The sequence below is a fragment of the Streptomyces sp. NPDC058637 genome, assembly GCF_042717325.1.
Lineage (GTDB): Bacteria > Actinomycetota > Actinomycetes > Streptomycetales > Streptomycetaceae > Streptomyces.
Map to the genome: position 1 here is coordinate 16,418 of NZ_JBHXRD010000045.1, position 23,777 is coordinate 40,194.

The following is a 23,777-nucleotide window of genomic DNA, read 5'->3' on the forward strand; positions in this document are numbered from 1 at the left end:
TCCGGGCTTCCGGCCGTCCGGGCCTCTGCCGGCCCGAGCGGATCACGACAGCGGGGGGGGGGGCCCCCCCGGCGCGCCCCCCCACCGAACCCTCCCCACACCTGGAAGCACGGGAGATCGTGTTCGACTTTCTTGAAGGTTACGACCTACTGGGGGCCTTCTGGGTGACGGTGAAACTCACCGTCTACTCCGCCCTCGGTTCCCTCATATGGGGAACGCTGCTGGCCGGTATGCGGGTCGGCCCGGTCCCCCTGATGCGCGGGTTCGGTACCGCTTATGTGAATGTTGTCCGTAACATCCCGCTGACCGTGATCATCGTCTTCGCGTCGCTGGGCCTCTTCCAGACCTTGCAGGTCACCCTCGGAGGCGGCGACAACTTCGAGACCATCAACTTCCGGCTCGCGGTACTCGCGCTCGCCCTCTACACGGCCGCCTTCGTCTGCGAGGCGCTGCGCTCGGGCATCAACACGGTGCCGGCGGGCCAGGCCGAGGCGGCACGGGCACTCGGGCTGAGCTTCACCCAGGTGCTGCGGCTGATCATCCTCCCGCAGGCCTTCCGTTCGGTCGTGAACCCGCTTGCCAACGTGCTGATCGCGCTGACCAAGAACACCACCGTCGCCGCGGCGATCGGTGTCGTCGAGGCGGCGTACCTGATGAAGGACATGATCGAAGCAGAGGCACAGCTGATTCTGATCTCCGCCATCTTCGCGTTCGGATTCATCTGCCTCACCCTCCCGACCGGGCTCCTCCTCGGCTGGGTGAGCAAGAAGGTGGCGGTGAAGCGATGACGACGTCCGTACTCTTCGACGCACAGGGTCCCCGCGCCAAGCAGCGCAACATCCTGTACACCGTCGTCTTCGTGGTGGCCGTCGCGGCCGTCGCGTGGTGGGTCTACAGCAGCCTCGACGAGAAACACCAGCTCGACTGGGTCAAGTGGGAGCCGTTCTTCACCAGCTCCCAGCCGTGGGAGACCTACATCTGGCCGGGCCTCCAGAACACACTCAAGGCGGCGTTCTTCGCCCTGTTGATCGCGCTGCCGCTCGGTGCGCTGTTCGGTATCGGACGGCTCTCGGAGCACCGGTCGGTGCGCATGCCGTCCGGCATCGTCGTGGAGTTCTTCCGCGCCATCCCCGTGCTGATCCTGATGATCACGGCGAACGCCGCGTTCTCGGAGTTCACCGACATCGCCAGCGACGTGCGCCCGCTGTACGCCGTCGTCACGGGTCTCGTGCTGTACAACGCCTCGGTCCTCGCCGAGATCGTCCGGGCCGGGATCCTGTCCCTCCCGCAGGGGCAGACCGACGCCGCGAAGGCGATCGGCATGCGCAAGGGCCAGACCATGCGGTACGTGCTGCTGCCGCAGTCGGTCACCGCCATGCTGCCCGCGATCGTCAGCCAGATCGTGGTCATCGTGAAGGACACCGCTCTCGGCGGCGCGGTGCTCACCTTCCCCGAGCTGCTCGCGTCGGTCCGTCCGATGAGCGCGAACTACGGGGCGAACACCATCGCGTGCTTCACGATCATCGCGCTGATCTTCATCGCGGTGAACTTCGCCCTCACCTCGTTCGCCGGCTGGCTCGAAGGCAGGCTGCGGCGGGGGAAGAAGAGCACGGGAGCCATGGTCGGTACCGGACCTGACGGGGGCGTCGGGACCATCGGCAAGGCGCCGCTCGTGATCGAGGACGGGCGCGCGACCTGACGGTCCGTCGACAGTTGACCCACGGGGGGCGCCGGCGCAGTTGCCGCGCCCCCCGCCACGTTCCGGTGTCACTTGACGCAAGCACCGGCAGTAGGTTGCATACGTTCTGTGATCGCGCCCCGAACCTCCGCCGCCGCCACCCCCGCCTCCCTCCCTGTTCCGACTGCCGGCGTTGGAGGTCTCGCACCGTGGACCCGGTGATCGTCGTCGGCGCCGGCCCGGTCGGGCTGGCGCTGTCGCTCGCCCTCGCGGCCCAGGGCGTCCCCACCGTCGTCCTCGACGAAGGGCCCGGGAGGGAAGAACCGCGCCCCGCCCGCACCGTCGTACTGCGCGAGGACACCGCGGACCTGGTCGTACGCCTCGGCTGCTCCGCTCTCCACGACGAGGGGATGCGCTGGACCGGCTGGCGGTCGGTGCGGCGCAAGCAACTGGTACGCGCCGTCTCCCTCGGTGACGAGGAGGGCGCGGTCCCGCTGCCCGCGCCCGTCCACCTGCCGCAGCACGCCCTCACCCGGAGCCTGCGGACCTCGGTCGCCGCGCAGAGCCTGGTACGCATGGTGCCGTTCAGCCGGATCGACACGCTGGAGCAGGACCCGGACGGTGTTACCGTGCACACAAGGGAGCCCGGTTCGACCTGGTGGCGCGGAAGTTATCTGGTCGGCTGCGACGGCGCCAGGTCCACCGTGCGCAAGCTTCTGGACATCAGGTTCCCCGGCCGGACGGCGGTGGAGCGGCACGCCGTCGCCGCCCTCCGCGCCGAACTCCCGTGGCCCGGCGAGGCCGTGCTGCACCGGGCACCGCCCTGGCGTACCGGAGGTGCCGAGGTCACCGCCCGGCCGCTCCCGGACGGTGTGTGGCGGCTGGACTGGCTCCTTCCACCGCGCGGCGAGCTCGTCACCCCCGACGCCCTGATCACCCGGATCCGCGACACGCTTGCGGGCTGGTGCGGGGAGACCCCGGCCTACGAGCTGCTGGACACCGGCGTCTACACGCTGCACCACCGGCTGGCCCGGCGGTGGCGGTCGAAGCGGGCCTTCCTGGCCGGGGACGCCGCCCACCTCCTGGGGGCACTCGGCACCCAGGGCCTGGACGAGGGACTGCGGGACGCGGAGAACCTTGCCTGGAAGCTGGCCCAGGCCTGGCACCAGGACGCCTCCGAGGTGCTGCTCGACAGCTACCAGGCGGAGCGCAGGGCCGCGGTCGCCTCCCGGCTGCGCGCCGCCGACCAGTCGCTGCCGATACTGCGGGGCGGCGCGGGTCTGCGGACGCTGGTACCGGGCAGCGCACGCGGGCACGACACCCTGCTGGCCGATGGTCACCTGGGGTGCGGCCCTCTCGGCGCGCCCCCCTCGTACACGTACTCCCCCCTCTCGCCTCCACACGCCGGCGCACACACCCCGGTGGGTACGCCCCCCGGTGCGCCGGTCACCGATGTGCGGGTGACGGCACCGGACGGGAAGACGGTGCGGCTGCGCGAACGCCTGGGGCTGGGGCATCTGCTGGTGGTCCTGGTCGCGCCGGGCACCGGGGTGTGGGACCGGCGGCACTGGCTGACCGCGGGGGTCATGCCCCGGCTCGTGGAGGCCGTGGACGCCCTGCCCGTGAAGGCCGAGCTCCTGGTGACGGAGAGCTATCCCGGGGCGACGGCGCACACCGTGCTGCTGGTCAGGCCGGACGGACACCTCGTGGCGGCCTTCAGCGGGGTCCGTGCGGCGGAGCTCTTCGCCGCGGCGGACGCGGCGCGCGGGGGTCCTGTCACCACGGCGCAGCCGGACGAGGAGCACACTCCCACGGGCTCCGACCGGACCGCAGACGTCAATTGACCGTCTCAGGCGCACATGGTGTACTCCAGACCATGACCGACACCGATGTGCGCCTGTGGCGGAGGGTCCATATGGACCTGGTCCGCTATGCGGGCTGCGTGTGTCGCCCGTCCTGCTGACTCGCCGCTTCCGCCGCGCCGTGCTGTTTCCCGCACCACCGCGCTCCCACGCGAACTCCCAGGACGGTCCCCGTGTCTGCACCCACGCCTTTCCCGCCCGCGCCCGCGCCCGTTGCCGACGTCTCCGGCCCGACCGCCGCGGAACTTTTCGACTTCGTCCGCCGCACCGCTGACGATCCCGCACTCGTCGCCACGCTCCCGCTCGATCCCGAGGGCCGCACCTGGCTCCGGCTCGACGGCCCCGGCGGCAGTGAGGCCTGGCTGATCGGCTGGCCGCCCGGCACAGGCACCGGCTGGCACGACCACGCCGAGTCGATCGGCGCGTTCACCGTCGCCGCGGGCGCTCTCAGGGAGCACTCGCTGGCCGCCCGGCTGCCCACCGACGGCTGGAAGACCCTCGAACTGAACGAGGGCGTCGACCGGACGCGGGAGCTGGCCACGGGGCGGGGCAGGGCCTTCGGACAACACCATGTGCACGAGGTGCTGAACGAGTCCGGGGACGCGCACGCCGTGTCCGTGCACGCCTACTACCCGCCCCTTCCGCAGATCCGCCGGTACAGCCGTGCGGGTGCGGTGCTCCGCCTGGAGCAGACCGAGCGCCCGGAGGACTGGCAGTGAGCGGCACACAGCAGGACCGTGCGGAGCGGGTCGGGATCGACGAACTGCTGGAGCGGACCCGGGCCGGCTACGAGCGGATCGGCCCGGCGGAGGCCGCTGCCGCGTCGGCCGAGGGGGCGCTGCTGGTGGACATCCGTTACGCGGCCCTGCGAGAGCAGGACGGCCTCATCCCCGGGGCGCTGGTCATCGAGCGCAACGAGCTGGAGTGGCGGCTCGACCCGCTGGGCAGCCACCGCGCTCCGGAGGCGGTGAGCCACGATCTGCCGGTGGTGGTGATCTGCAACGAGGGGTACGCGTCGAGCCTCGCGGTCGCCTCCCTGCGCCAGCTGGGACTGCGCAGGGTCACGGACCTGATCGGCGGCTTCCAGGCCTGGCGCGCGGCAGGGCTCCCGGTCGCACTCCCGACCCCGGGCAGGGCCGAATGACGGCCGAATGACCCTCTGACACACCCGAACGCTGCTCCCCGGTGGAGCGATCCACTCGCGCGACGGACATTCGCCTCATCACTGAGGATCGGAATGTACGGAGATGCCGCGCTGATGGAAACCGTTCGTCTCAGCCAGGACCGGAGCAGCCCCGACCGGTGTAGCTCTGATCGGCTCGACCCCGATGAGCTCGATGCACAGGCTTCCCGGCTCCATGACACGGAGGTGTGGCAGCGGATCGTCACGGGCTGGGAGCGCACCACGCCCGAGCCGGTCCTGCCGGTTCCCGCCACGGGTGGGGCTGCGGCACGGACCCTGCCCCCGCCCGAGGCTCCGTCCGACTGGCGGGTCCTGCTGTCCCTGCCGGTGGACCGCCTGATCGACGAATCGCTGCGGGCGCTGCCCGCCCGGCCTCCGGGGGAACGACGGCTCCCCGGGAGGCTGGGCGCGGTGCTGCCCGAGCGCCTCCACACCTGGCGCCGCGTCGGGCAGCCCGATGTGCGGCCCTCCGTCCACCTCGGCTACGCACGGCAGGTCCTGACCGAGTGGGGCTGGCAGAACACCCCGTACCGGCTGCGCAACGCCCGCGGTGCCCGGTGCCTGTGCGGGGCCATGCTGACCGCGCACAGGCTCGGCTACGGCTCCCTCGACACCGTGGACCGAGCCGGAGCCTGGCTGATCACCGAGCTGCGTTCACAGGGCTGGACCGGTCTGATCGGCCCCTGGAACCGGCACCCCGGCCGCACCGCCTCGGACGCCCTGTCACTGCTCGACGCGACGATCCGCCGGGCGTCCCTGGCCGGACACTGAAGGGGACCACCCCCGGCCCGCCCCTCGACGGACGAGTAACCCCAGGCCGGGGCACCGGCTTTCGGCGAACCGCTCGCCCCCTCGGCCGAGGGGCGCGCGTCGTGAACTGACAGCACGTCCCGGCCAGGACACCTGCTCCGACGAACGGCTCGCCCCGAAGGGCGGCCGGCCCCTAAGGAACGCTCGCCCAGGGCCGGGGGGACGGCCTCAAGGCCGAGACCGGCCTCGGACGGCTGGGCAGCGGTGGCCCCCTCCGCCACCGCTGCACCGCCCCGTCGCACCGCCCCCGTACGGCGCCTTCCCTGTCCCCCTCGCCCCCGTCGCACGTGGTCCCGACCCCGCGATCCCCCCGTGGCCCCACCCCCGTCGTCGCCCCCTGGTGCGCCCCCGTTCAGAACGGCTCGTCCAGCCCCTCCGTGTCCTCGCCCTCCGCTTCGAGTGCCTGGCGCACCACGCGCAGGGCCATGCCCTCCCCGTATCCCTTGCGCGCGAGCATGCCCGCCAGCCGACGCAGGCGCTTGTCGCGGTCCAGTCCGCGCGTGGAGCGGAGCTTGCGCGCCACCAGCTCCCTGGCGGTCTCCTCCTCCTGCTCCGGATCGAGCTGCCCCACCGCCTCGTCGATCACGGCGGAGTCCACCCCCTTGGTGCGCAGCTCGCGTGCGAGAGCACGACGGGCCAGCCCTCTGCCGTGGTGCCGGGACTCGACCCAGGCGTCCGCGAACGCCGCGTCGTCGATCAGCCCGACATCCACGAAGCGCGACAGCACTTCCTCCGCCGCCTCGTCGGGGATCTCCCGTTTGCGCAAGGCGTCGGCGAGTTGCTTACGGGTCCGCGGGGTTCCGGTGAGCAGCCTCAGACAGATGTCGCGCGCCTGCTCGACCGGGTCTCGCGGTTCCCCCTTCTCGGCCCTCGACGAGGAGGGGGAACCGCTGCTTCTTGAGCGGGAGCGGGTACGCCGGCCCGCCCCCTCGCCGAACCCGGCCCCCCGGCCGGGTCCCGGAGAGCCTTCGGCGGACTCCGCGGCCAATTCAGGGCCGGGATCCGCTCCCATGCCGGTGCCCGACCACTCCGTACGACGCGTCACGGCCTAGCTCTTGGCCGCCGCCGTCTTGGCGGGCTTGGCCTTGGCCGCGGGAGCGGGCACCGACTTCGCGGCCCCGTCGGCCGTCACGGCCGCGGCATCGGCGGTGGTGGCGGCGGGCGCCTCCGTCACCGGGTCCGCCGGACGGACACCGATGCCGAGCTTCTCCAGGATCTTCTTCTCGATCTCATTGGCGAGATCGGGATTGTCCTTGAGGAAGTTGCGGGCGTTCTCCTTGCCCTGGCCGAGCTGGTCGCCCTCGTACGTGTACCAGGCGCCGGCCTTGCGGACGAAGCCGTGGTCCACGCCCATGTCGATCAGGCCGCCCTCACGGCTGATGCCCTGGCCGTAGAGGATGTCGAACTCCGCCTGCTTGAACGGCGGCGCGACCTTGTTCTTGACGACCTTGACGCGGGTGCGGTTACCGACGGCGTCGGTACCGTCCTTCAGCGTCTCGATACGCCGGATGTCCAGACGCACCGACGCGTAGAACTTCAGCGCCCGGCCACCGGTCGTGGTCTCCGGCGAGCCGAACATCACACCGATCTTCTCGCGGAGCTGGTTGATGAAGATCGCGGTGGTCTTGGACTGGTTGAGCGCGCTGGTGATCTTACGGAGCGCCTGGCTCATCAGGCGGGCCTGCAGACCCACGTGCGAGTCACCCATCTCGCCCTCGATCTCCGCACGGGGCACGAGCGCCGCGACGGAGTCGATGACGATCAGGTCCAGCGCACCGGAGCGCACCAGCATGTCGACGATCTCCAGCGCCTGTTCGCCGTTGTCCGGCTGCGACAGGATGAGGTTGTCGATGTCGACGCCGAGCTTCTTCGCGTACTCGGGGTCGAGGGCGTGCTCGGCGTCGATGAAGGCCACCGATCCGCCGAGCTTCTGCGCGTTCGCCACGGCGTGCAGCGTCAGCGTCGTCTTGCCGGAGGACTCCGGCCCGTACACCTCCACCACACGGCCGCGCGGCAGACCGCCGACACCGAGCGCCACGTCCAGCGCGGTCGATCCGGTGGGGATCACCTCGATCGGCTCGTTCGGCCGCTCACCCAGGCGCATCACCGCGCCCTTGCCGAATTGCCGTTCAATCTGTGCGAGTGCGGCGTCCAGCGCCTTCTCGCGGTCGGTTCCTGCCATGGGTTCCACCCGATTTGCTTGAGTCGATCGCTTCACGTCACAGACGCTAACCCCTGCCACTGACAATGGGCATCGACGTCCTCCCGGCCTGTGGACAACTCCGCGGCCGGGCCCGGGAAAACCCGGCCGGAATTCCATGAGAATGGATGTTCGATTTCGGTGTCAAGCGCACCACGCGGGGCCGATGCGGCCGAGAGTACCGCCTTATAACAGTCGATCACCATCACGTCAATTCAAAGTGACGAGCGTCATGCTATTTTCTGGCGCCATGACGACGACACCCCACCTCCGACGACACCTCCGAGTGGTCCCAGTGGTGCGCACGAGCGGATCCGGGCGGCCGGAGATGGACCGGCCCGAGACCATCGAGGAGACCGCCGCATTCGTCGGCGAGGCGGGCGGCAAGGCCGCGGTGAACTGGATGGCGTCCACGCCGACGCACGAGCTGGGGCCGCACGGGGGGCCGCCGTATCGCTCACCCCGGGCCGCCATCGGTCCGAGGCCGTGCTCCAGGCCCACGGCGTCACCGGGGCGAACCGGCGTGACGCCGTCGCCCGCTCGCCCCACTCCGTCATCTCCGAGTCACCCGCGTTCGTCGGGCGGGCCGTGACCGCACTGGCGCGGGACCCGGTGGTGGCGCGCCACAACGGGCGGTCGCTGTCGAGCGGGCAGTTGGCGCCGGTCCACGGCGTCACCGATCTCGACGGCAGCCGGCCCGACGCGTGGAGATACGTCACGGAGGTCCAGGACCCCGGGCTGCCGGCCGATGTCACCGGCTACCGCTGACCACCACCCGACGCCGTCCGGCCACCACCCCTGACCACCCCCGACGCCGTCCGGCAGGCCCACGTCTCACCCTTCCCGGTCGTGTTCCCGACGGCTCGTGATCGCCCGGCGGATCCGCGTCAGCACCGACTCGCCGCGGCTCCACCGGTGGCCGCTGTGCATCCTCGGGTCGTCCGTGACGGCGTAGCGCTTCACGTACGCGCCCAGGAACGCCTGAAGGGTCGCGATGGCCGGGATGGCGATCAGGGCTCCGACCGCTCCCATCAGCGCGGTGCCCGCGACCACCGATCCGAAGGCGACGGCAGGGTGGATGTCGACCGTCCTGGAGGTGAGCTTCGGCTGCAGCACGTAGTTCTCGAACTGCTGGTAGACCACGACGAATCCGAGCATCCACAGCGCGTACCAGGGGTCGACGGTGAAGGCGATCAGCATGGGGAGCGCACCGGCCAGGTACGTGCCGATCGTGGGGATGAACTGGGAGACCAGGCCGACCCAGACCGCGAGCGCCGGAGCGTAGGGCACCCCGAGGATCACCAGCAGGACGTAGTGCGCGGCGCCGGAGATCAGTGCCATCAGTCCGCGCGAGTAGAGGTAGCCGCCGGTCTTGTCGACCGCGATCTCCCAGGCACGCAGCACCTCGGCCTGCCGGGCGGGCGGCAGCACGGAGCACAGCGCACGCCTCAGCCGGGGGCCGTCGGCCGCGAAGTAGAACGAGAACAGGAAGATCGTCAGCAGCCGGAAGAGCCCGCCGAGCACGGTGGTGGAGACGTCGAGCACTCCGGTCGCACTGTTCTGGACGTATCTCTGGAGCCAGTCGGAGTGCAGCAGGCTGTCCTGCACCTCGACCCGGGAGAGGTCGGTGCGGAAGGTCTCGTTGACCCAGTTGATCACCGAGTCGAGGTACTGGGGGAAGTCCTCGACCATGTCGACGATCTGGCCCGCGAGCATCGACCCCAGCAGGACGACGAAGCCGGCCCCGGCGATCAGCACGCCGAGGAAGACCACGAAGGTGGCGAGCCCGCGACGCATCCCGCGCCCGGCCATGCGGCTGACCGCGGGTTCGATCGCGAGGGCCAGGAAGAACGCGATGAGGATGTTGGTCAGCAGTCCGATGAGCTGGTCGAACGCCCAGCTGCCGAGCTGGAAGCACCCGTAGAGCGCCAGTGCCATGACCATCGCGCGCGGCAGCCAGCCGGGCATGCGGACGGGGCCGGGGCCGGGCTGCGGGCCGGTCGGCGGGACGGGCGGCTGTTCGGGCGGCTGGGTCTGGGCGGTCTCGTCTGTCGGTGCCACGGGACCAGTCTCGCTCACCGCTGCGACAGCCAGGACCGGGTCGCCGTGCCCGCCGGCGGGGCCGTGGTGCTCAGCGCTTGTCGGCCGGAATGCCGACCGCCGAACAGACCCCGCGCCAGACGTCCTTGGTCTCCCAGCCGGCGGCCAGTGCCTCGTGCACCGTACGGCCCCCGAGCTCGGTCATCACATGGTCGCGCGCGAAGGAATCGGCGTACCCCTCACCGAAGTGGTCCGCCATCCGCTCCCAGAAAATCGTCAACCGCATGCCTTCAGTATCCCGCTCCTGAGAGTGCAGCCGAGCCGGGTGGGCCCTTTCGGCGGTGCTTCGCCCTCTACGGTCGGTCCATGGCTGGAACCGGAGCAAACACCCTCGCCCGCGCCGAGCAGTTCATCTGGCTCACCGCCCGTGTCCTCGAACAGCGGCGGTTCGCCCATCTCTTCCTGGACGGGAGCGCGGACGCCGTGGAGACCGCACTCGCCGCCTACCTGAACGAGGACGGTGGCTACGGTCACGCGCTCGAACCCGACCTGCGTGGGCCGGTGAGCCAGCCGCTGCACACCGCGCACGCCCTGAGCGTCCTCGACTCGATCGGGCGTTGCGGTGGTATGCGCGTCGAGCGGATCTGCCGCTACCTGACCGAGGTGTCGACGAAGGAGGGAGCTCTGCCCGCCCTCCACCCCTCCCAGCGCGGTTATCCCGCCGCCCCGTTCATCCCTGTCGTCGACGACCCGCCCGCCGAACTGCTGGCGACGGGGCCCGTGGTCGGGCTGCTGCACCGCAACCAGGTGTGGCACGCCTGGCTGTTCCGCGCCACGGACTTCTGCTGGGCCGCCGTCGACGCGCTGGAGCAGTCGCACCCGTACGAGATCGAGGCGGCCGTCGCCTTCCTGGACGGCGTCCCGGACCGGGCACGCGCGGAGGCCGCCGCCGACCGGCTGGGGCACCTGGTCCATGAGCAGCGTCTGGTGGTGCTGGATCCGCTGCGGCGGGCCGAGTACCCGGTGGCGCCCGGTTACGCGCCGGGGGAACACCACTTCCCGTACGACTACGCCCGCACCCCAGGGTCGTTCGCGCGCCGCTGGTTCAGCGATGCCGAGCTGGAGGCCTCCCTGGACCATCTGTCGGGCGAGCAGGAGGAGGACGGGGGCTGGCCGGTGAGCTGGCGGCAGTGGGCTCCCGGTACGGCCCTGGAGGGGCGCCCGATCGTGACGCTCAAGGCCGTGCAGACCCTCCGGGCGTACGGACGTGGTCTCCGCTGATCCGCGACGGTGCCTACGCCAGGGCGCGTACCCCTGCGGTGACCACGACGGCGGCGCCGACCACGACGAGGAAGGGGGCCCGCAGGACGAGTGCCAGGGCCGCTGCGGCGAGCCCCGCGGCCCGGGCGTCCAGCATCAGCTGTTGGCCGTCGCCGAACGTCTGCTGGGCGGTGAGGGCCGCGAGCAGCGCCACGGGAAGGAGCGCTGCCAGCCGTTGTACGAGGGGCCGCTCCAGCGTTCCGGCGGGGACGAGCAGCCCCAGGAGCTTCGCGAGGTAGCAGCCCGCGGCGGTGAGCCCGATGGCGATCCAGATGTTCATCGGCCCTCCCGGGTCGTCGTCGTACGGTCGGTGACGGTCCGGTCCGTGTCCTTCTTCCCGCGTCCCGTCAGGAAGAGCACGACGGGGGCGGCCAGGGCCGACAGGAGAACGGGCACGCCCGCCGGCAGGACCGGCAGCAGTCCCAGCGCCGGCAGGACCGCGAGCCCCGCCGTAAGGCGTTCCCCGGTGGTCCTCAGCATCGGCGCGAGCAGGGCCAGGAACACGGCCGGGCTCGCCGCGTCCAGCCCCCAGGTGTCGGTGTCGCCGAGGGCCTCCGCCCCGAGGGCACCGACCAGCGTGGTCAGGTTCCAGAGGACGTAGAGGCTGAGCCCGGTGACGGTGAAGCCGATGCGGGCGGCACGGCGGGTGGGCTGGGCCAGGGTGACCGCGGTCGTCTCGTCGATGACCCACTGGGCGGCGAACGGGCGCAGCGCGCGTGGCAGGGAGAGCAGCTGGGACAGCCGCAGCCCGTAGAAGGCGTTGCGTACGCCCAGGAAGAACGCCCCGGCCGCCGCGGTGTACGGATTGCCGCCGGCCGCGAGCGCGCCGACCAGGGCGAACTGTGAGGCGCCGGTGAAGACGAGGAGGCTGAGCGCGCAGGTCTGCAGCAGGGTCAGTCCGGATCCGGCGGAGGTGACGCCGAAGGCGAAGCCGGAGAGCCCCACGGCTGTACCGACGCCGAGGGCGTCCCGGAGGACCGCGGAGTCCGGCTTCCCCGCGGGCGCGCGTGGGACATCGGCCGTGCCGCCGGGCACGCCGGCGCTCTGAGGGGGTGCTGTTCGTTCTGCCACGCCCGGCACGTTACGGGGAGGGGGCGTGGCCGGTCTTGTACGTTCTTGCACGTTCGCGCTGGTAGGCGCCGGGAGGCACTCCCACGATCCGGGTGAAGTGACGGTTGAGGTGCGGCTGGTCGGCGAAGCCGACGGCGGTGGCCGCCGCGGCGGGCGCGGTCCCCGCGTCGAGCATGCGCCGCGCCCGGCGCACCCGGGCGTCGGTGAGCCAGGTGTGCGGGGGCATCCCGTACTGCTTCTTGAAGGCCCGCAGCAGTGCGAACGGCCGGGTGCCCAGCTCGGCTGCGAGCCTCTCCAGGGTCGGCGGCCGGTCCATCCGCTCCTCCAGTACGGCTCGCGCGCGGGCGGCGTCGCGGGCGCCGGCGGAGTGGAGTGCCCTGGCGGGCAGCACGATGCCGTGGCGGTCGAGCAGTCCGGCGACCATGACGCGCAGGACGCTGTCGGCCGCCAGCGCGTTGCCCTCCTCCGCCGCCCGGTGGACCTCCGGGATCAGCCGGGCGGCCTGCGGGTCCACGGCGCTGGTCCGCGCGAAGCCGACGGTGCCGCGCAGGCTCGTCAGGTCGGCCGCGATGTCGTTGATCACCTGTGCGGAGGGGTAGAGCGTCGCGTACACCCATCCCTCCGGCACTCCGGCGCGGGCCGTGTGCGGCACCTCCGGGTTGATCATGACGACCATGCCGGGACCGGCGTGCACGGTGCCGTCGGGCAGTCCGACGTCCTCGACGCCCTGGCTGATCGTGCCGAAGACGTAGCCCTCGTGGGTGTGGCGCGGGAAGGTGTGGCGGACGTACCGGGCGCGGAGCAGATCGAGTTCGGGCAGTTCCGCGTACTGCCAGTACCTCGCCCACTCCTTGGATGCGTCCGCTGCCGCCATACCGGCATTCTCGCAGGTCCAAAACCGCGTCCGCAGTTCGGGACGGGAGCGTCCGGGCATGTTCGCCGCCCGTTGTCGGTGCCGGGGTGCACGATGGGTGGCATGGCCGGTTCCGCACTCGATTCTTTCTCGCCCGCGACCCGTAGCTGGTTCACGGGTGCCTTCGACGCGCCCACCGCGGCGCAGGAGGGCGCGTGGCGGGCCATCGGCGAGGGTTCCGACGTGCTGGTCGTCGCACCGACCGGATCGGGGAAGACGCTCGCCGCCTTCCTCGCCTCGCTGGACCGGCTGGCGGCCGTCCCACCACCCGCGGAGGCCAAGAAGCGCTGCCGCGTGCTGTACGTGTCGCCCCTGAAGGCGCTCGCGGTCGACGTGGAGCGCAATCTGCGCTCGCCACTGACGGGCATCCGCCAGGAGTCGGTGCGGCTGGGGCTGCCCGAGCCGGAGGTTCGGGTGGGGATCCGTTCCGGCGACACCCCGCCGGCCGAGCGCCGCTCGATGGCGACGAGGCCGCCGGACATCCTCATCACCACTCCCGAGTCGCTGTTCCTGATGCTCACCTCGTCGGCCCGGGAGGCGCTGGCGGGGGTCGAGACGGTCATCCTGGACGAGGTCCACGCCGTCGCGGGCACGAAGCGTGGTGCCCATCTCGCCGTGTCCCTGGAGCGCCTGGACGAGCTGCTGCCGCGGCCCGCCCGTCGTATCGGCCTGTCGGCGACGGTCCGTCCGGTCGACGAGGTGGCGCGGTTCCTTTCGCCGCAGCGACGGGTGGAGATCGTCCAGCCCCCGTCGGCCAAGGAGTTCGACCTCTCCGTCGTCGTCCCGGTGGAGGACCTCGGTGAGCTGGGCGGCTCCCCGGCCACCGACAGCGGGTCCGGCCAGTCGGACAAACCGTCGATCTGGCCGCATGTCGAGGAGCGCATCGCCGATCTCGTCCAGGCGCACCGCTCCACGATCGTGTTCGCCAATTCGCGGCGGCTGGCGGAGCGCCTGTGCAACCGGCTCAACGAGATCGCGTACGAGCGGGCGACGGGCACCGTGTTCGACGAGCAGACGTCCGTCGGACCGCTGCCGGAGGCCCACTCCCCCGCGGAGATCATGGCTCAGTCCGGGGCGGCCAAGGGGGCGCCCGCGCTCCTGGCCCGCGCGCACCACGGCTCCGTCTCCAAGGAGCAGCGCTCCCAGGTCGAGGAGGATCTCAAGGCTGGCCGGCTGCCCGCCGTGGTCGCCACGTCGAGCCTGGAGCTGGGCATCGACATGGGTGCGGTCGATCTGGTGATCCAGGTCGAGTCGCCGCCGTCCGTCGCCTCGGGGCTGCAGCGGGTGGGCCGCGCCGGGCACCAGGTGGGTGCCGTGTCCACCGGCGTCGTCTTCCCCAAATACCGGGGAGACCTGGTCCAGGCGGCCGTCGTCACCGAACGGATGCGGGTGGGCGCCATCGAGGCGCTGCGCATCCCGTCCAACCCGCTGGACGTGCTCGCCCAGCAGATCGTCGCCGTGGTCGCGCTCGACACCCGGCAGGCGGACGACCTGCTGGCCCTCGTCCGCCGTGCCGCGCCGTTCGCCTCGCTCCCCGAATCCGCGTTCACCGCCGTGCTCGACATGCTCGCCGGGCGCTATCCGTCCGACGCCTTCGCGGAGCTGCGCCCCCGCGTGGTGTGGGACCGCGTCGCCGGCACGGTCACGGGCCGCCCGGGCGCCCAGCGGCTCGCCGTCACCTCGGGCGGCACCATTCCCGACCGTGGCCTCTTCGGCGTCTTCCTCGCCGGCTCCGATCCGAAGAAGGGCGGCGGGCGGGTCGGTGAGCTGGACGAGGAGATGGTGTACGAGTCGCGGGTCGGCGACGTCTTCACCCTGGGCACGACGTCCTGGCGGATCGAGGACATCACCAGGGACCGGGTCCTCGTCACGCCTGCCCCCGGCGTGCCGGGACGCCTGCCGTTCTGGAAGGGCGACCAGCTGGGCCGCCCGCTGGAGCTGGGCCGTGCGCTGGGCGCGTTCCTGCGGGAGGTCGGCGGGCTGTCCCCCGAGGACGCCCGGCTCCGCCTGCTCGCCGCGGGCCTCGACGCCTGGGCGGCGGACAACATCCTGTCGTACCTGGACGAGCAGCGGCGGGCCTGCGGCCATGTCCCCGACGACCGGACGATCCTCGTCGAGCGGTTCCGCGACGAGCTGGGTGACTGGCGGGTCGTGGTGCATTCGCCGTTCGGCGCCCAGGTGCACGCCCCGTGGGCACTCGCCCTGTCCGCCCGGCTCGGCGAGCGGTACGGCATGGACGCCCAGGTCATGCACGCGGACGACGGCATCGTGCTGCGCCTGCCCGACGCCGACCTGATGGGTTCGGATCTCCTGGACTTCGATCCCGTCCAGGCGGATCCCGGCCAGGAGGCACCCCGTGCTCCGGAACCGGTCTTCCCCGGTGCCGGATTCGACAGCGACCAGCCACCCCTGGGTGCCGCCGATGTGGTCTTCGACAAGGGGGAGATCGGCCAGGTCGTCACCGAACAGGTGGGCGGTTCGGCCCTGTTCGCCTCCCGGTTCCGCGAATGTGCGGCGCGTGCACTGCTGTTGCCCAGGCGCAGCCCGGGCAAGCGCACCCCGCTCTGGCAGCAGCGCCAGCGCGCGTCGCAACTGCTCCAGGTGGCCTCCGAATTCGGTTCCTTCCCGATCGTCCTGGAGGCGGTCCGGGAGTGCCTCCAGGACGTCTTCGACGTCCCCGGGCTGACGGAGCTGATGGGCGATCTGGAGGCGCGCCGCATCCGCCTGGTCGAGGTGACCACCCCGGAGCCGTCGCCGTTCGCCCGCTCGCTCCTCTTCGGCTACGTCGCGCAGTTCCTGTACGAGGGCGACTCCCCGCTCGCCGAGCGGCGGGCGGCCGCGCTCTCGCTCGACTCCCACCTGCTGGCCGAGCTGCTCGGACAGGCGGAGCTCCGCGAGCTGCTGGACGCCGATGTCCTGAGTGAGCTGGAGCGGGAGCTGCAGTGGCTGACCGAGGACAGGAGGATCAAGGACGTCGAGGGTGTCGCCGATCTCCTGCGTGTCCTCGGCCCGCTCACCGACGCCGAGCTCGCCGGGCGCGGCGCGGAGCCGCAGTGGGCGGGGGAGTTGGAGACGGCCAGACGGGCCATCCGGGTACGCATCGGCGGATCCGCGCACTGGGCGGCGGTCGAGGACGCGGGCCGGCTGCGGGACGCGCTCGGCACCGCGCTGCCCGTCGGTGTTCCCGAGGCATTCACCGAGCCGGTGAAGGATCCGCTCGGCGACCTGCTCGCCCGTCACGCGCGTACGCACGGCCCGTTCACCACGACCCGGGCCGCGGGCCGCTTCGGCCTCGGTACCGCCGTCACCGAGGGGGCGCTGCAGCGGCTCGCCGCGTCGGGCCGGGTCGTCCAGGGCGAGTTCCATCCTGCGGGCATCGGCCAGGAGTGGTGCGACGCCACCGTGCTGCGGCGACTGCGCCGCCGTTCGCTCGCCGCTCTCCGCGAGGAGCTGGAGCCGGTGCCCCCGGCCGCGCTGGCGGGCTTCCTGCCCCAGTGGCAGCACCTCGGCGACAACAGCCTGCGCGGGATCGACGGACTGGCCCGTGCCATCGAGCAGTTGCAGGGCGCCCCGGTCCCCGCGTCGGCGCTGGAGAAGCTGATCCTGCCGAGCCGTGTCGCGGGGTACTCCCCCGCCCTGCTCGACGAGCTCACGACCACCGGCGAGGTCGTCTGGGCCGGCGCGGGATCGCTCCCCGGTAAGGACGGGTGGCTGTCCCTCTACCTCGCCGACAGCGCGCCCCTGCTCCTGCCGCCGCCCCATCCGCTGGAGCAGACCGCACTGCACGAATCGGTCCTCACCGTCCTCTCCGGCGGTTACGGACTCTTCTTCCGGCAGATCGCCGACCAGGTGCGCTTCACCACCCACCCGGACTGCACGGACACCCAACTGGCCGAAATCCTCTGGGACCTGGTCTGGTCCGGCCGTCTCACCAACGACACCCTCGCCCCGCTGCGCTCGCTCCTCGGCTCGGGACGCACGGCGGGTTCCACCGCGCACCGCGCGAAGCGCAGCGTGCCGCGCGGCCGTTACGGGTCACTCACCGCGGCCGCCCGTCCGACGTCCCGCACCGGCCCGCCGACCGTGTCGGGACGCTGGTCGCTGCTGCCTCCGGCCGAGCCCGAGCCGACCCACCGCGCGCATGCCCTGGCCCGGACGCTCCTCGACCGCCACGGTGTGGTGACCCGCGGCGCGGTGCAGGCCGAGGGCGTCGAGGGCGGGTTCTCGGCGACGTACCGCATCCTCGCCGCTTTCGAGGACAGCGGGCAGGCGCGCCGCGGGTATGTCGTCGAGGGTCTGGGAGCGGCCCAGTTCGCGATGGACGGTGCCGTGGACCGGCTGCGGGCCGCGTCCACCGCCCGCGACCGCAGGGACCCCGGCGCGGCACCCCGCGCGCTGGTCCTCGCGGCGGCCGACCCGGCCAACGCGTACGGCGCCGCGCTGCCCTGGCCCGAGTCCCCGGACGGCGCGGGGCACAAGCCGGGCCGCAAGGCGGGGGCGCTGGTCGTCCTCGTCGAAGGCGAGCTGACGCTGTACATGGAGCGCGGCGGCAAGTCACTGCTGGCCTGGCCGGCCGACCCCTCCGACCCGGCACTCGTCGCGGCGGCGGAGGCGCTCGCGTCGGCGGCCCGCGCGGGGACGCTCGGCACGGTCACGGTGGAGCGCACCAACGGCGTCTCGTCCCTCACCTCCCCCCTGGGCCGCACCCTGGAGGCGGCCGGCTTCCTCGCCACGCCGAAGGGGCTGCGTCTGCGCGCCTGAGACCGGGAGGGGGAGCGCCCGGTCCTCGCCCACGTACGAGCCCGGCGCCCGCGCGGGGGACGGACCTCGGCTCGTGGGCTGCCGAAGTCCCGTCCGGTAAGGCTGCCCGCTGGGCTGTCGCATGTCCCGTACGGGCCGGGCGCCGCGCATCATGGACACATGCCCGAAGGTGACACCGTCCTGCAGACCGCCAGGCGTCTCGACACGGCGCTCGCGGGCCATGTGCTGACCCGCTCCGACTTTCGGGTGCCACGGTTCGCCACGGCCGACCTGTCGGGCCGGACCGTCCTCGACGTCACCGCACGAGGCAAGCACCTCCTGACCCGTTTCGAGGGCGGGCTGACCCTCCACAGCCATCTGCGGATGGACGGCGCCTGGCGTGTCTACCGGCCGGGCGAACGCTGGCGAGGCGGCCCCGCCCATCAGATCCGGGTGGTGCTCGCCACCGCGGAGCACACCGCCGTCGGCTATCGCCTCCCCGTTCTGGAGCTGCTCCGCACCCAGGACGAGGAGCGGGTCGTCGGCCACCTCGGCCCCGATCTGCTGGGACCCGGCTGGGACCCGGACACCGCCCTGCGCAATCTGCTCGCGGAGCCCTCGCGCCCCCTGGGCGAGGCGCTGCTGGACCAGCGCAACCTGGCCGGTATCGGCAACGTCTACAAGTGCGAGCTGTGTTTCCTCGCCCGGGTCACTCCCTGGCTGCCCGTGGGTGACCTGCCACTGCCGCTCGCCGCACGCCTGGTGGACACGGCCGAGCAGCTTCTGCAGGCCAACCGCGACCGCCCGAACCGGACCACGACGGGCCCCGCCGCCGCCCTCGCCCGGGGCGGCACGCGCGAACGGCTCTTCGTCTACGGCCGCACCCACCGCCCCTGCCTGCGCTGCCGTACGCCGATCCGCTCGGCGGACCAGGACGGCCGCCCCACCTACTGGTGTCCGCGGTGCCAGTCGGGCCCCACCGGCTGAGGATCACCTCGAGGAACGCTCACCCCTCGGTCACCTGCCACGGATCGGACCGATCAGAGACCTGCCTCACCCCTCGGGTCCGCACGGAAACCTGCTCACAGATCAGAGCCGCGCAGAGACCGGCTGCCACGGATCAGGGCACACAGATCAGGGCCGCGCGCGGACCCGTCACGGATCAGGGGCCTCCGTCCCGGATCCTCCGTCGGCACCGTGCCCGTGCTCGCGGTCGGGCCGTGCGAGCGACGCCACGTGGACGGGCAGCAGGCTCAGCCCCCACCCGCCCGCTGCAACGGCGCCCTCGACGAGGCCGGCGTGTTCCGGCTCGAGCAGCAGCCGCAGGACCGCCCACCACCACACGCCGCCGAGGACGAGCAGCGGCACCCATCGGCGCACCATGCCTGCCTCCTCCGGCCGACGCCGGTACGGCTCGATCTCCTGACGGGAGGGGCGCATCGGTGCATTGCCCGGCGTGCGCGGCGCGAACGGACCGAAGACGCGCGCTCTCTCCCGGGGCCGCCATGGGGAAGGGCGGACCGCGGCCCTTCCCGCAGTTTCCCCCGGGACCGCTCCGCCTGCATCCCGCGTCCCATGGCTGTGCCCCCGCCACGGGAAATCGGCGGGGGCACGCAGTCGCGCTGCCAGGCGGGGAAAGCCGGAAGGCCCGAGAAAGACCCTGGGGCCCGGGCCTAACGCCCGTCGTCGGTCAGGGAGTCCTTGAGGCCCTTGGCGCGTTCACCGGCCGTGCCCGCAGCGCCCTCCGCCTTGGCCTTCGCCTGGTCGGTCTTACCCTCGGTCTCCTTGCGCCGGTCACCGGTGAGCTTGCCGGTCGCTTCCTTGGCCTTGCCCTTGAGCTTGTCCTTGGCCTTGTCGTCGGTCATCTTCGGCCCCTCGCTCGCTGGTCAGCTGGTCAGCTGGTCAGGTGGTCAGGTGGTCGGACGGTCAGGCAGGAGAACGGTCAGGCGCTCTCCGCCTGGAACATCCAGGCGTGCTTCTCGAGGTCCGCCGTCACCGTGATCAGGATGTCCTGGCTGATGGGGTCCGGCTCGGCGGTCGCCTCGATCCGCTCCCTCATCCGGTCGACGACCACACGAAGGGCGTCCACGAGCGCGCGTACCGCGTCCACGTCCTTGATCCAGCCGTCGGGCACGGAGTCGATGGCCGTCGTCTTCGCCAGGGTGCGGGACCGCCCGTCCGGGTTGACGCCGACGGCGGAAGCCCTCTCCGCGACCGTGTCCGAGTGCTGCCGCGCCGTGTCCACGACCTCGTCGAGCTGGAGGTGCACGGACCGGAACCGCGGACCGACCACATTCCAGTGGACCTGCTTGGCCGCCAGGGAGAGGTCGATCAGGTCGACCAGAGCGCCCTGGAGCGCGTCTCCCACGACCTTGCGATCGCCTTCGGACAGTGGGCTCTTCACGACAGACATGCACTTCTCCGATCAGATAGCAGTACAGACAGTTGTGCGGGTACCACCCGTCCACGATGGCACATACAACACAAAAGAGTCATTCGGGCGACTTCCCCGAGGTCCGTCACCCGGCCTCACCTCACGCCTGCCCGGCGACCGGCTTCGCACACCCGGAATGCCGGAAGCCCCGGCCGGCCCACAAGGGGCCGGCCGGGGCTTCCGGTTCACCTTGAACCACGCAGGTCAGGCGGCGACGACATCCACCGCTTCCGCGGGCACCTTGATGGTCACCCGTCCCGTCGGCACACCTGCCACCGACGTCACGGAGACCGAATTGAGCATCGGGCGTACCGGCACAGGCACCGGGTCGCTGGCAGCTGCCGACTCGGCCAGCTCGGCCAGGGACAGTTCATCGCTCACTTCACGCATGAGCTCGGACATCCGTACGTCAAGCGCGTCGCAAATGGCGGAGAGCAGCTCGGAGGATGCCTCCTTCTGCCCCCGCTCCACCTCGGAGAGATAGCCGAGCGAGACTCGGGCGGACGAGGAGACTTCGCGCAGAGTACGGCCTTGGCGCTGGCGCTGCCGACGCAGCACGTCACCAAGCAGGCGACGGAGCAGAATCATCGGTGGCTCCCTCCTCGGACCGCGTAGCCGCATCCTTCACGCCCCACCGTACCGCCTTGCGCTGCGGCCGTGCGGGGAGCGATGTCGTGTTCACTCAGGGCTGCAAACATCAATTCCCCCCGTTCTGTTCCGTATCCTGTGCCCTCGCATTTTCGCGGAGTTCGCCGGAGAGCAGCTCGAGGACGCTCCGCACACTCTCTTCACGGATGTCCGCGCGCCCGCCGTTCAACCTCAGCTCGGCGACTTTCTCTACGCCGCCCGGCCCGGAAACGGCCACGTAGACCGTCCCGACGGCCTTGCCGTCCTGCGCGTCGGGTCCCGCGACACCGGTGGTCGACACACCCCAGTCCGCGCCCAGGTTCCGTCGCACACCGGCAGCCATGGCGAGCGCGACATCGGGGTCGACCGCCCCCCGCTCGGCGAGGAGGGCCCCCTCGACACCCAGCAGGTCCCGCTTGAGGGGCGTGGCGTACGCCGTGACGGACCCGCGGAAGGACTGTGAGGCACCGGGCACCGAGGTGAGCTCCGCGGCCACCAGGCCGCCCGTCAGGGACTCGGCGACGGCGACCGTCTCACCGCGCTCCCGCAACCGCCGCAGCACCCGGGCCGCCCCGGACGTCACCGCTCGGCCTCCGCCGCGCCTCTGGCCCCCGCGGCGGGCTCCACGACACCCTCGCCCGCAGCGACGCCTTCGCCGGGAACCCTGCCCGCACCGGCACCCACACCGGCAGCCCGCCCCGCACCGGCCGCCTCGGCAGCCGCCGTGACCGCCTCCAGGGCCGCGGCCCGCTCGGCGGCAAGGCCCAGGCGGCGCAGCACGACGGCCTGGCGTACGTAGTCGAGCCCCGTGACGACCGTGAGCACGACGGCCGCCATCATCACCCAGAAGCGCAAGGTGGCCAGCGGCCCGGTCAGCACCAGGACGTACATGCCCACGGCCGTGCCCTGGGCCAGCGTCTTCAGCTTGCCGCCCCGGCTGGCCGGGATCACCGCGTGCCGGATGACCCAGAACCGCATGAGCGTGATGCCGAGTTCCCTGAAGAGGATCACGCCGGTGATCCACCACGGCAGGTCCCCGAGCCAGGACAGGCTGATCAGCGCCGCGCCCATGATCGCCTTGTCGGCGATCGGGTCGGCGATCTTCCCGAAGTCCGTGACCAGGTTGTACGCGCGCGCGAGGTGACCGTCGAAGAGGTCGGTGATCATCGCGACGGCGAAGGCGGCCCAGGCGAACGAACGCCAGACCGGGTCGTAACCGCCGTCGTGCAGGAGCAGCATGACAAAGCCCGGGACCAGCAGCAGCCGCACCATGGTGAGGATGTTGGCGATGTTCCACAGGCCGGCCTGGTTGACGGCCGTCGCGCCCAGCTTGTCGCCGCGGGGTACCGGCGTCGCGCCGGAGCCGCCTGCCGCGGATGCCGGGGCTCCCGTCATCTGGCTGCCTCCGCAAGCTCGTGGTGTTCGGCCACGAGGTCCACTCCCTCGGTGCCCACTGCCTTTGCCTCGACCATACGGCCCGGCACGAGCCCCTCGCGTGTGGTGAAGACGACCTGGCCGTCCGTTTCCGGCGCCTGGTGGGCCGCGCGGCCCACCGCGACCTCCCCGTCCTCGTCGGACTCCACGGACTCGACGAGGACCTGGAGGGTCTCGCCGACCCGCTCCTCGGCACGCTGCGAGGTGAGCTCCTCGGCCAGCTGCGAGATGTGGGCGAGGCGTTCGGCGATGACGTCGGCGTCCAGCTTGTTCTCGTAACCGACGGCTTCGGTGCCCTCCTCGTCGGAGTACCCGAAGACGCCGATGGCGTCCAGGCGCGCTCCGGTCAGGAAGCGTTCGAGCTCGGCGAGATCCGCCTCGGTCTCCCCCGGGAAGCCGACGATGAAGTTCGACCGGGCACCGGCCTGCGGCGCCTTGCCCCGGATGGTGTCCAGGAGCTCCAGGAAGCGGTCCGTGTCGCCGAACCGGCGCATCGCCCGCAGCACCCCGGGGGCGGAGTGCTGGAAGGAGAGGTCGAAGTACGGGGCGACCTTCGGGGTCGAGGTGAGGACGTCGATCAGCCCGGGGCGCATCTCGGCGGGCTGGAGGTAGCTGACGCGGATCCGCTCGATGCCGTCCACGTCGGCCAGCTCGGGCAGCAGGGTCTCCAGGAGCCTGATGTCGCCGAGGTCCTTGCCGTACGACGTGTTGTTCTCGGAGACCAGCATGACCTCCTTGACGCCCTGCTCGGCGAGCCAGCGCGTCTCCCCGAGGACGTCCGAGGGACGCCGGGAGATGAAGGAACCCCGGAACGACGGGATGGCGCAGAAGGAGCAACGGCGGTCGCAGCCGGAGGCGAGCTTCACCGAGGCGACCGGGCTGGTGCCCAGCCTGCGGCGCAGCGGTGCCCGCGGCCCGGAGACCGGCGCGACGCCGTCCGGCAGGTCCGCGGGGGCCGGGGCGATCTCCTGGGCGTGCCCGGGCAGCGCGACGGCGGCGTCCTGCCGCTCGGCCGGGCTGATCGGGAGCAGCTTGCGCCGGTCCCGTGGGGTGTGGGAGGCGTGGATGCCACCGTTGAGGATGGTCTGCAGGCGGTCGGAGATGTCGGCGTAGTCGTCGAATCCGAGGACCCCGTCCGCTTCCGGCAGCGCCTCGGCGAGGTCCTTGCCGTAGCGCTCGGCCATGCAGCCGACGGCCACGACGGCCTGGGTTCTGCCGTGATCCTTCAGATCGTTGGCTTCGAGCAGGGCGTCGACGGAGTCCTTCTTGGCTGCTTCGACGAATCCACAGGTGTTGACGACGGCGACATCCGCGTCGGAGGCGTTCTCGACGAGATCCCAGCCGTCCGCTGCCAAGCGGCCTGCGAGCTCCTCCGAGTCCACCTCGTTACGGGCGCAGCCAAGAGTGACAAGGGCGACGGTACGGCGTTCGGGCATGGACTCAAGACTACTTTGTCCCGGACCAC

24 protein-coding genes and 1 pseudogene are annotated in these 23,777 nt (G+C 71.8%); 11 read left to right on the forward strand and 14 right to left on the reverse strand.

Annotation, left to right across the window (positions count from 1 at the left end; translation table 11 throughout):
• Window positions 1-119: 119 nt before the first annotated feature.
• The 7 genes from ACFWVP_RS31740 (at window position 120) to ACFWVP_RS31770 (ending at window position 5,494) form a co-directional block, all read left to right on the forward strand.
• Window positions 120-788, forward strand: coding sequence for an amino acid ABC transporter permease (locus ACFWVP_RS31740; RefSeq protein ID WP_384501435.1), 669 nt, complete (start codon window positions 120-122; stop codon window positions 786-788).
• Window positions 785-1,699 (forward strand): amino acid ABC transporter permease, encoded by a 915-nt coding sequence (locus tag ACFWVP_RS31745; protein ID WP_384501436.1) that lies wholly within the window; start codon window positions 785-787, stop codon window positions 1,697-1,699. The genes ACFWVP_RS31740 and ACFWVP_RS31745 overlap by 4 nt, the downstream gene beginning before the upstream one ends.
• A 188-nt stretch (window positions 1,700-1,887) precedes the next feature.
• Window positions 1,888-3,522 (forward strand): FAD-dependent monooxygenase, encoded by a 1,635-nt coding sequence (locus tag ACFWVP_RS31750; RefSeq protein ID WP_384501437.1) that lies wholly within the window; start codon window positions 1,888-1,890, stop codon window positions 3,520-3,522.
• A 32-nt stretch (window positions 3,523-3,554) separates the two neighbouring features.
• Window positions 3,555-3,641 carry a putative leader peptide gene (locus ACFWVP_RS31755; RefSeq protein ID WP_311605579.1) on the forward strand — a complete coding sequence of 29 codons (87 nt, stop codon included), beginning with the start codon at window positions 3,555-3,557 and terminating at the stop codon, window positions 3,639-3,641.
• Between the two features lie 72 nt (window positions 3,642-3,713).
• On the forward strand, window positions 3,714-4,259 hold the full coding sequence (locus ACFWVP_RS31760) for a cysteine dioxygenase (RefSeq protein WP_384501438.1): 546 nt from the start codon (window positions 3,714-3,716) through the stop codon (window positions 4,257-4,259).
• Window positions 4,256-4,684: a rhodanese-like domain-containing protein gene (locus ACFWVP_RS31765; protein WP_384501439.1), complete on the forward strand. Its 429-nt coding sequence runs from the start codon at window positions 4,256-4,258 to the stop codon at window positions 4,682-4,684. The genes ACFWVP_RS31760 and ACFWVP_RS31765 overlap by 4 nt, the downstream gene beginning before the upstream one ends.
• 114 nt (window positions 4,685-4,798) lie before the next feature.
• Window positions 4,799-5,494: a hypothetical protein gene (locus ACFWVP_RS31770; RefSeq protein WP_384501440.1), complete on the forward strand. Its 696-nt coding sequence runs from the start codon at window positions 4,799-4,801 to the stop codon at window positions 5,492-5,494.
• A gap of 391 nt (window positions 5,495-5,885) precedes the next feature.
• Here the strand turns inward: ACFWVP_RS31770 and recX are convergent, their stop codons facing one another.
• The gene (gene recX / locus ACFWVP_RS31775) at window positions 5,886-6,578 is read right to left on the reverse strand and encodes a recombination regulator RecX (RefSeq protein WP_384501441.1); all 693 of its coding nucleotides are present in this window, start codon (window positions 6,576-6,578) and stop codon (window positions 5,886-5,888) included.
• 3 nt (window positions 6,579-6,581) lie between these two features.
• On the reverse strand, window positions 6,582-7,715 hold the full coding sequence (recA, locus tag ACFWVP_RS31780) for a recombinase RecA (RefSeq protein WP_384501442.1): 1,134 nt from the start codon (window positions 7,713-7,715) through the stop codon (window positions 6,582-6,584).
• Between the two features lie 403 nt (window positions 7,716-8,118).
• Here recA and ACFWVP_RS31785 point away from each other — a divergent pair.
• A pseudogene (locus tag ACFWVP_RS31785) lies at window positions 8,119-8,501 on the forward strand (short-chain dehydrogenase); the annotation flags it as partial.
• Window positions 8,502-8,567: 66 nt separating this feature from the next.
• Here ACFWVP_RS31785 and ACFWVP_RS31790 read toward each other — a convergent pair.
• Window positions 8,568-9,701: an AI-2E family transporter gene (locus ACFWVP_RS31790; protein ID WP_384501461.1), complete on the reverse strand. Its 1,134-nt coding sequence runs from the start codon at window positions 9,699-9,701 to the stop codon at window positions 8,568-8,570.
• Window positions 9,702-9,864: 163 nt separating this feature from the next.
• Window positions 9,865-10,059 carry a DUF3046 domain-containing protein gene (locus ACFWVP_RS31795; RefSeq protein ID WP_384501443.1) on the reverse strand — a complete coding sequence of 65 codons (195 nt, stop codon included), beginning with the start codon at window positions 10,057-10,059 and terminating at the stop codon, window positions 9,865-9,867.
• An 80-nt stretch (window positions 10,060-10,139) separates the two neighbouring features.
• Here ACFWVP_RS31795 and ACFWVP_RS31800 point away from each other — a divergent pair, with 80 nt between their 5' ends.
• Window positions 10,140-11,054, forward strand: a complete 915-nt coding sequence (locus ACFWVP_RS31800; protein ID WP_384501444.1) for a hypothetical protein — start codon at window positions 10,140-10,142, stop codon at window positions 11,052-11,054.
• A 13-nt stretch (window positions 11,055-11,067) separates the two neighbouring features.
• Here the strand turns inward: ACFWVP_RS31800 and ACFWVP_RS31805 are convergent, their stop codons facing one another.
• The 3 genes from ACFWVP_RS31805 to ACFWVP_RS31815 are packed head-to-tail and all read right to left on the reverse strand — an operon-like array spanning window position 11,068 to window position 13,038.
• The gene (locus ACFWVP_RS31805) at window positions 11,068-11,373 is read right to left on the reverse strand and encodes an AzlD domain-containing protein (protein ID WP_384501445.1); all 306 of its coding nucleotides are present in this window, start codon (window positions 11,371-11,373) and stop codon (window positions 11,068-11,070) included.
• Window positions 11,370-12,164 carry an AzlC family ABC transporter permease gene (locus ACFWVP_RS31810; protein ID WP_384501446.1) on the reverse strand — a complete coding sequence of 265 codons (795 nt, stop codon included), beginning with the start codon at window positions 12,162-12,164 and terminating at the stop codon, window positions 11,370-11,372. The genes ACFWVP_RS31805 and ACFWVP_RS31810 overlap by 4 nt, the downstream gene beginning before the upstream one ends.
• A 10-nt stretch (window positions 12,165-12,174) precedes the next feature.
• Window positions 12,175-13,038: an AraC family transcriptional regulator gene (locus ACFWVP_RS31815; protein WP_384501447.1), complete on the reverse strand. Its 864-nt coding sequence runs from the start codon at window positions 13,036-13,038 to the stop codon at window positions 12,175-12,177.
• A gap of 102 nt (window positions 13,039-13,140) precedes the next feature.
• Between ACFWVP_RS31815 and ACFWVP_RS31820 the strand changes: the two genes are divergently transcribed.
• Both ACFWVP_RS31820 and ACFWVP_RS31825 read left to right on the forward strand, forming a co-directional pair.
• Window positions 13,141-17,838 (forward strand): DEAD/DEAH box helicase, encoded by a 4,698-nt coding sequence (locus tag ACFWVP_RS31820; protein WP_384501448.1) that lies wholly within the window; start codon window positions 13,141-13,143, stop codon window positions 17,836-17,838.
• 159 nt (window positions 17,839-17,997) lie between these two features.
• Window positions 17,998-18,804: an Fpg/Nei family DNA glycosylase gene (locus ACFWVP_RS31825; protein WP_384501449.1), complete on the forward strand. Its 807-nt coding sequence runs from the start codon at window positions 17,998-18,000 to the stop codon at window positions 18,802-18,804.
• 168 nt (window positions 18,805-18,972) lie between these two features.
• Here ACFWVP_RS31825 and ACFWVP_RS31830 read toward each other — a convergent pair whose 3' ends face one another.
• From ACFWVP_RS31830 to rimO, 7 genes are all read right to left on the reverse strand, one after another.
• A complete protein-coding gene (locus tag ACFWVP_RS31830; RefSeq protein WP_384501462.1) occupies window positions 18,973-19,200 on the reverse strand; it encodes a hypothetical protein in 228 nt (75 codons plus the stop codon).
• Window positions 19,201-19,490: 290 nt separating this feature from the next.
• Window positions 19,491-19,682 carry a CsbD family protein gene (locus ACFWVP_RS31835; RefSeq protein WP_384501450.1) on the reverse strand — a complete coding sequence of 64 codons (192 nt, stop codon included), beginning with the start codon at window positions 19,680-19,682 and terminating at the stop codon, window positions 19,491-19,493.
• A gap of 77 nt (window positions 19,683-19,759) precedes the next feature.
• Window positions 19,760-20,230: a Dps family protein gene (locus ACFWVP_RS31840; protein ID WP_384501451.1), complete on the reverse strand. Its 471-nt coding sequence runs from the start codon at window positions 20,228-20,230 to the stop codon at window positions 19,760-19,762.
• Between the two features lie 225 nt (window positions 20,231-20,455).
• Window positions 20,456-20,839: a helix-turn-helix domain-containing protein gene (locus ACFWVP_RS31845; protein ID WP_384501452.1), complete on the reverse strand. Its 384-nt coding sequence runs from the start codon at window positions 20,837-20,839 to the stop codon at window positions 20,456-20,458.
• Between the two features lie 109 nt (window positions 20,840-20,948).
• Complete coding sequence (locus tag ACFWVP_RS31850) at window positions 20,949-21,461, reverse strand: CinA family protein (RefSeq protein ID WP_384501453.1); 513 nt, start codon at window positions 21,459-21,461, stop codon at window positions 20,949-20,951.
• Window positions 21,458-22,273: a CDP-diacylglycerol--glycerol-3-phosphate 3-phosphatidyltransferase gene (gene pgsA / locus ACFWVP_RS31855; RefSeq protein ID WP_384501454.1), complete on the reverse strand. Its 816-nt coding sequence runs from the start codon at window positions 22,271-22,273 to the stop codon at window positions 21,458-21,460. Before pgsA ends, ACFWVP_RS31850 begins: the two co-directional genes overlap by 4 nt.
• Entirely contained in the window at window positions 22,270-23,748 is a 1,479-nt protein-coding gene (rimO, locus tag ACFWVP_RS31860) for a 30S ribosomal protein S12 methylthiotransferase RimO (protein WP_361900777.1), read from the reverse strand. The genes pgsA and rimO overlap by 4 nt, the downstream gene beginning before the upstream one ends.
• Window positions 23,749-23,777: the final 29 nt, after the last annotated feature.

Coding starts and splice junctions, on each gene's coding strand:
- ACFWVP_RS31745 (WP_384501436.1), top strand. CDS start 785: ATGACGACGTCCGTACTCTTCGACGCACAGGGTCCCCGCGCCAAGCAG.
- ACFWVP_RS31755 (WP_311605579.1), top strand. CDS start 3,555: ATGACCGACACCGATGTGCGCCTGTGGCGGAGGGTCCATATGGACCTG.
- ACFWVP_RS31770 (WP_384501440.1), top strand. CDS start 4,799: ATGGAAACCGTTCGTCTCAGCCAGGACCGGAGCAGCCCCGACCGGTGT.
- recA (WP_384501442.1), bottom strand. CDS start 7,715: ATGGCAGGAACCGACCGCGAGAAGGCGCTGGACGCCGCACTCGCACAG.
- ACFWVP_RS31790 (WP_384501461.1), bottom strand. CDS start 9,701: ATGCCCGGCTGGCTGCCGCGCGCGATGGTCATGGCACTGGCGCTCTAC.
- ACFWVP_RS31795 (WP_384501443.1), bottom strand. CDS start 10,059: ATGCGGTTGACGATTTTCTGGGAGCGGATGGCGGACCACTTCGGTGAG.
- ACFWVP_RS31800 (WP_384501444.1), top strand. CDS start 10,140: ATGGCTGGAACCGGAGCAAACACCCTCGCCCGCGCCGAGCAGTTCATC.
- ACFWVP_RS31805 (WP_384501445.1), bottom strand. CDS start 11,373: ATGAACATCTGGATCGCCATCGGGCTCACCGCCGCGGGCTGCTACCTC.
- ACFWVP_RS31815 (WP_384501447.1), bottom strand. CDS start 13,038: ATGGCGGCAGCGGACGCATCCAAGGAGTGGGCGAGGTACTGGCAGTAC.
- ACFWVP_RS31820 (WP_384501448.1), top strand. CDS start 13,141: ATGGCCGGTTCCGCACTCGATTCTTTCTCGCCCGCGACCCGTAGCTGG.
- ACFWVP_RS31825 (WP_384501449.1), top strand. CDS start 17,998: ATGCCCGAAGGTGACACCGTCCTGCAGACCGCCAGGCGTCTCGACACG.
- ACFWVP_RS31830 (WP_384501462.1), bottom strand. CDS start 19,200: ATGGTGCGCCGATGGGTGCCGCTGCTCGTCCTCGGCGGCGTGTGGTGG.
- ACFWVP_RS31835 (WP_384501450.1), bottom strand. CDS start 19,682: ATGACCGACGACAAGGCCAAGGACAAGCTCAAGGGCAAGGCCAAGGAA.
- ACFWVP_RS31840 (WP_384501451.1), bottom strand. CDS start 20,230: ATGTCTGTCGTGAAGAGCCCACTGTCCGAAGGCGATCGCAAGGTCGTG.
- ACFWVP_RS31845 (WP_384501452.1), bottom strand. CDS start 20,839: ATGATTCTGCTCCGTCGCCTGCTTGGTGACGTGCTGCGTCGGCAGCGC.
- pgsA (WP_384501454.1), bottom strand. CDS start 22,273: ATGACGGGAGCCCCGGCATCCGCGGCAGGCGGCTCCGGCGCGACGCCG.
- rimO (WP_361900777.1), bottom strand. CDS start 23,748: ATGCCCGAACGCCGTACCGTCGCCCTTGTCACTCTTGGCTGCGCCCGT.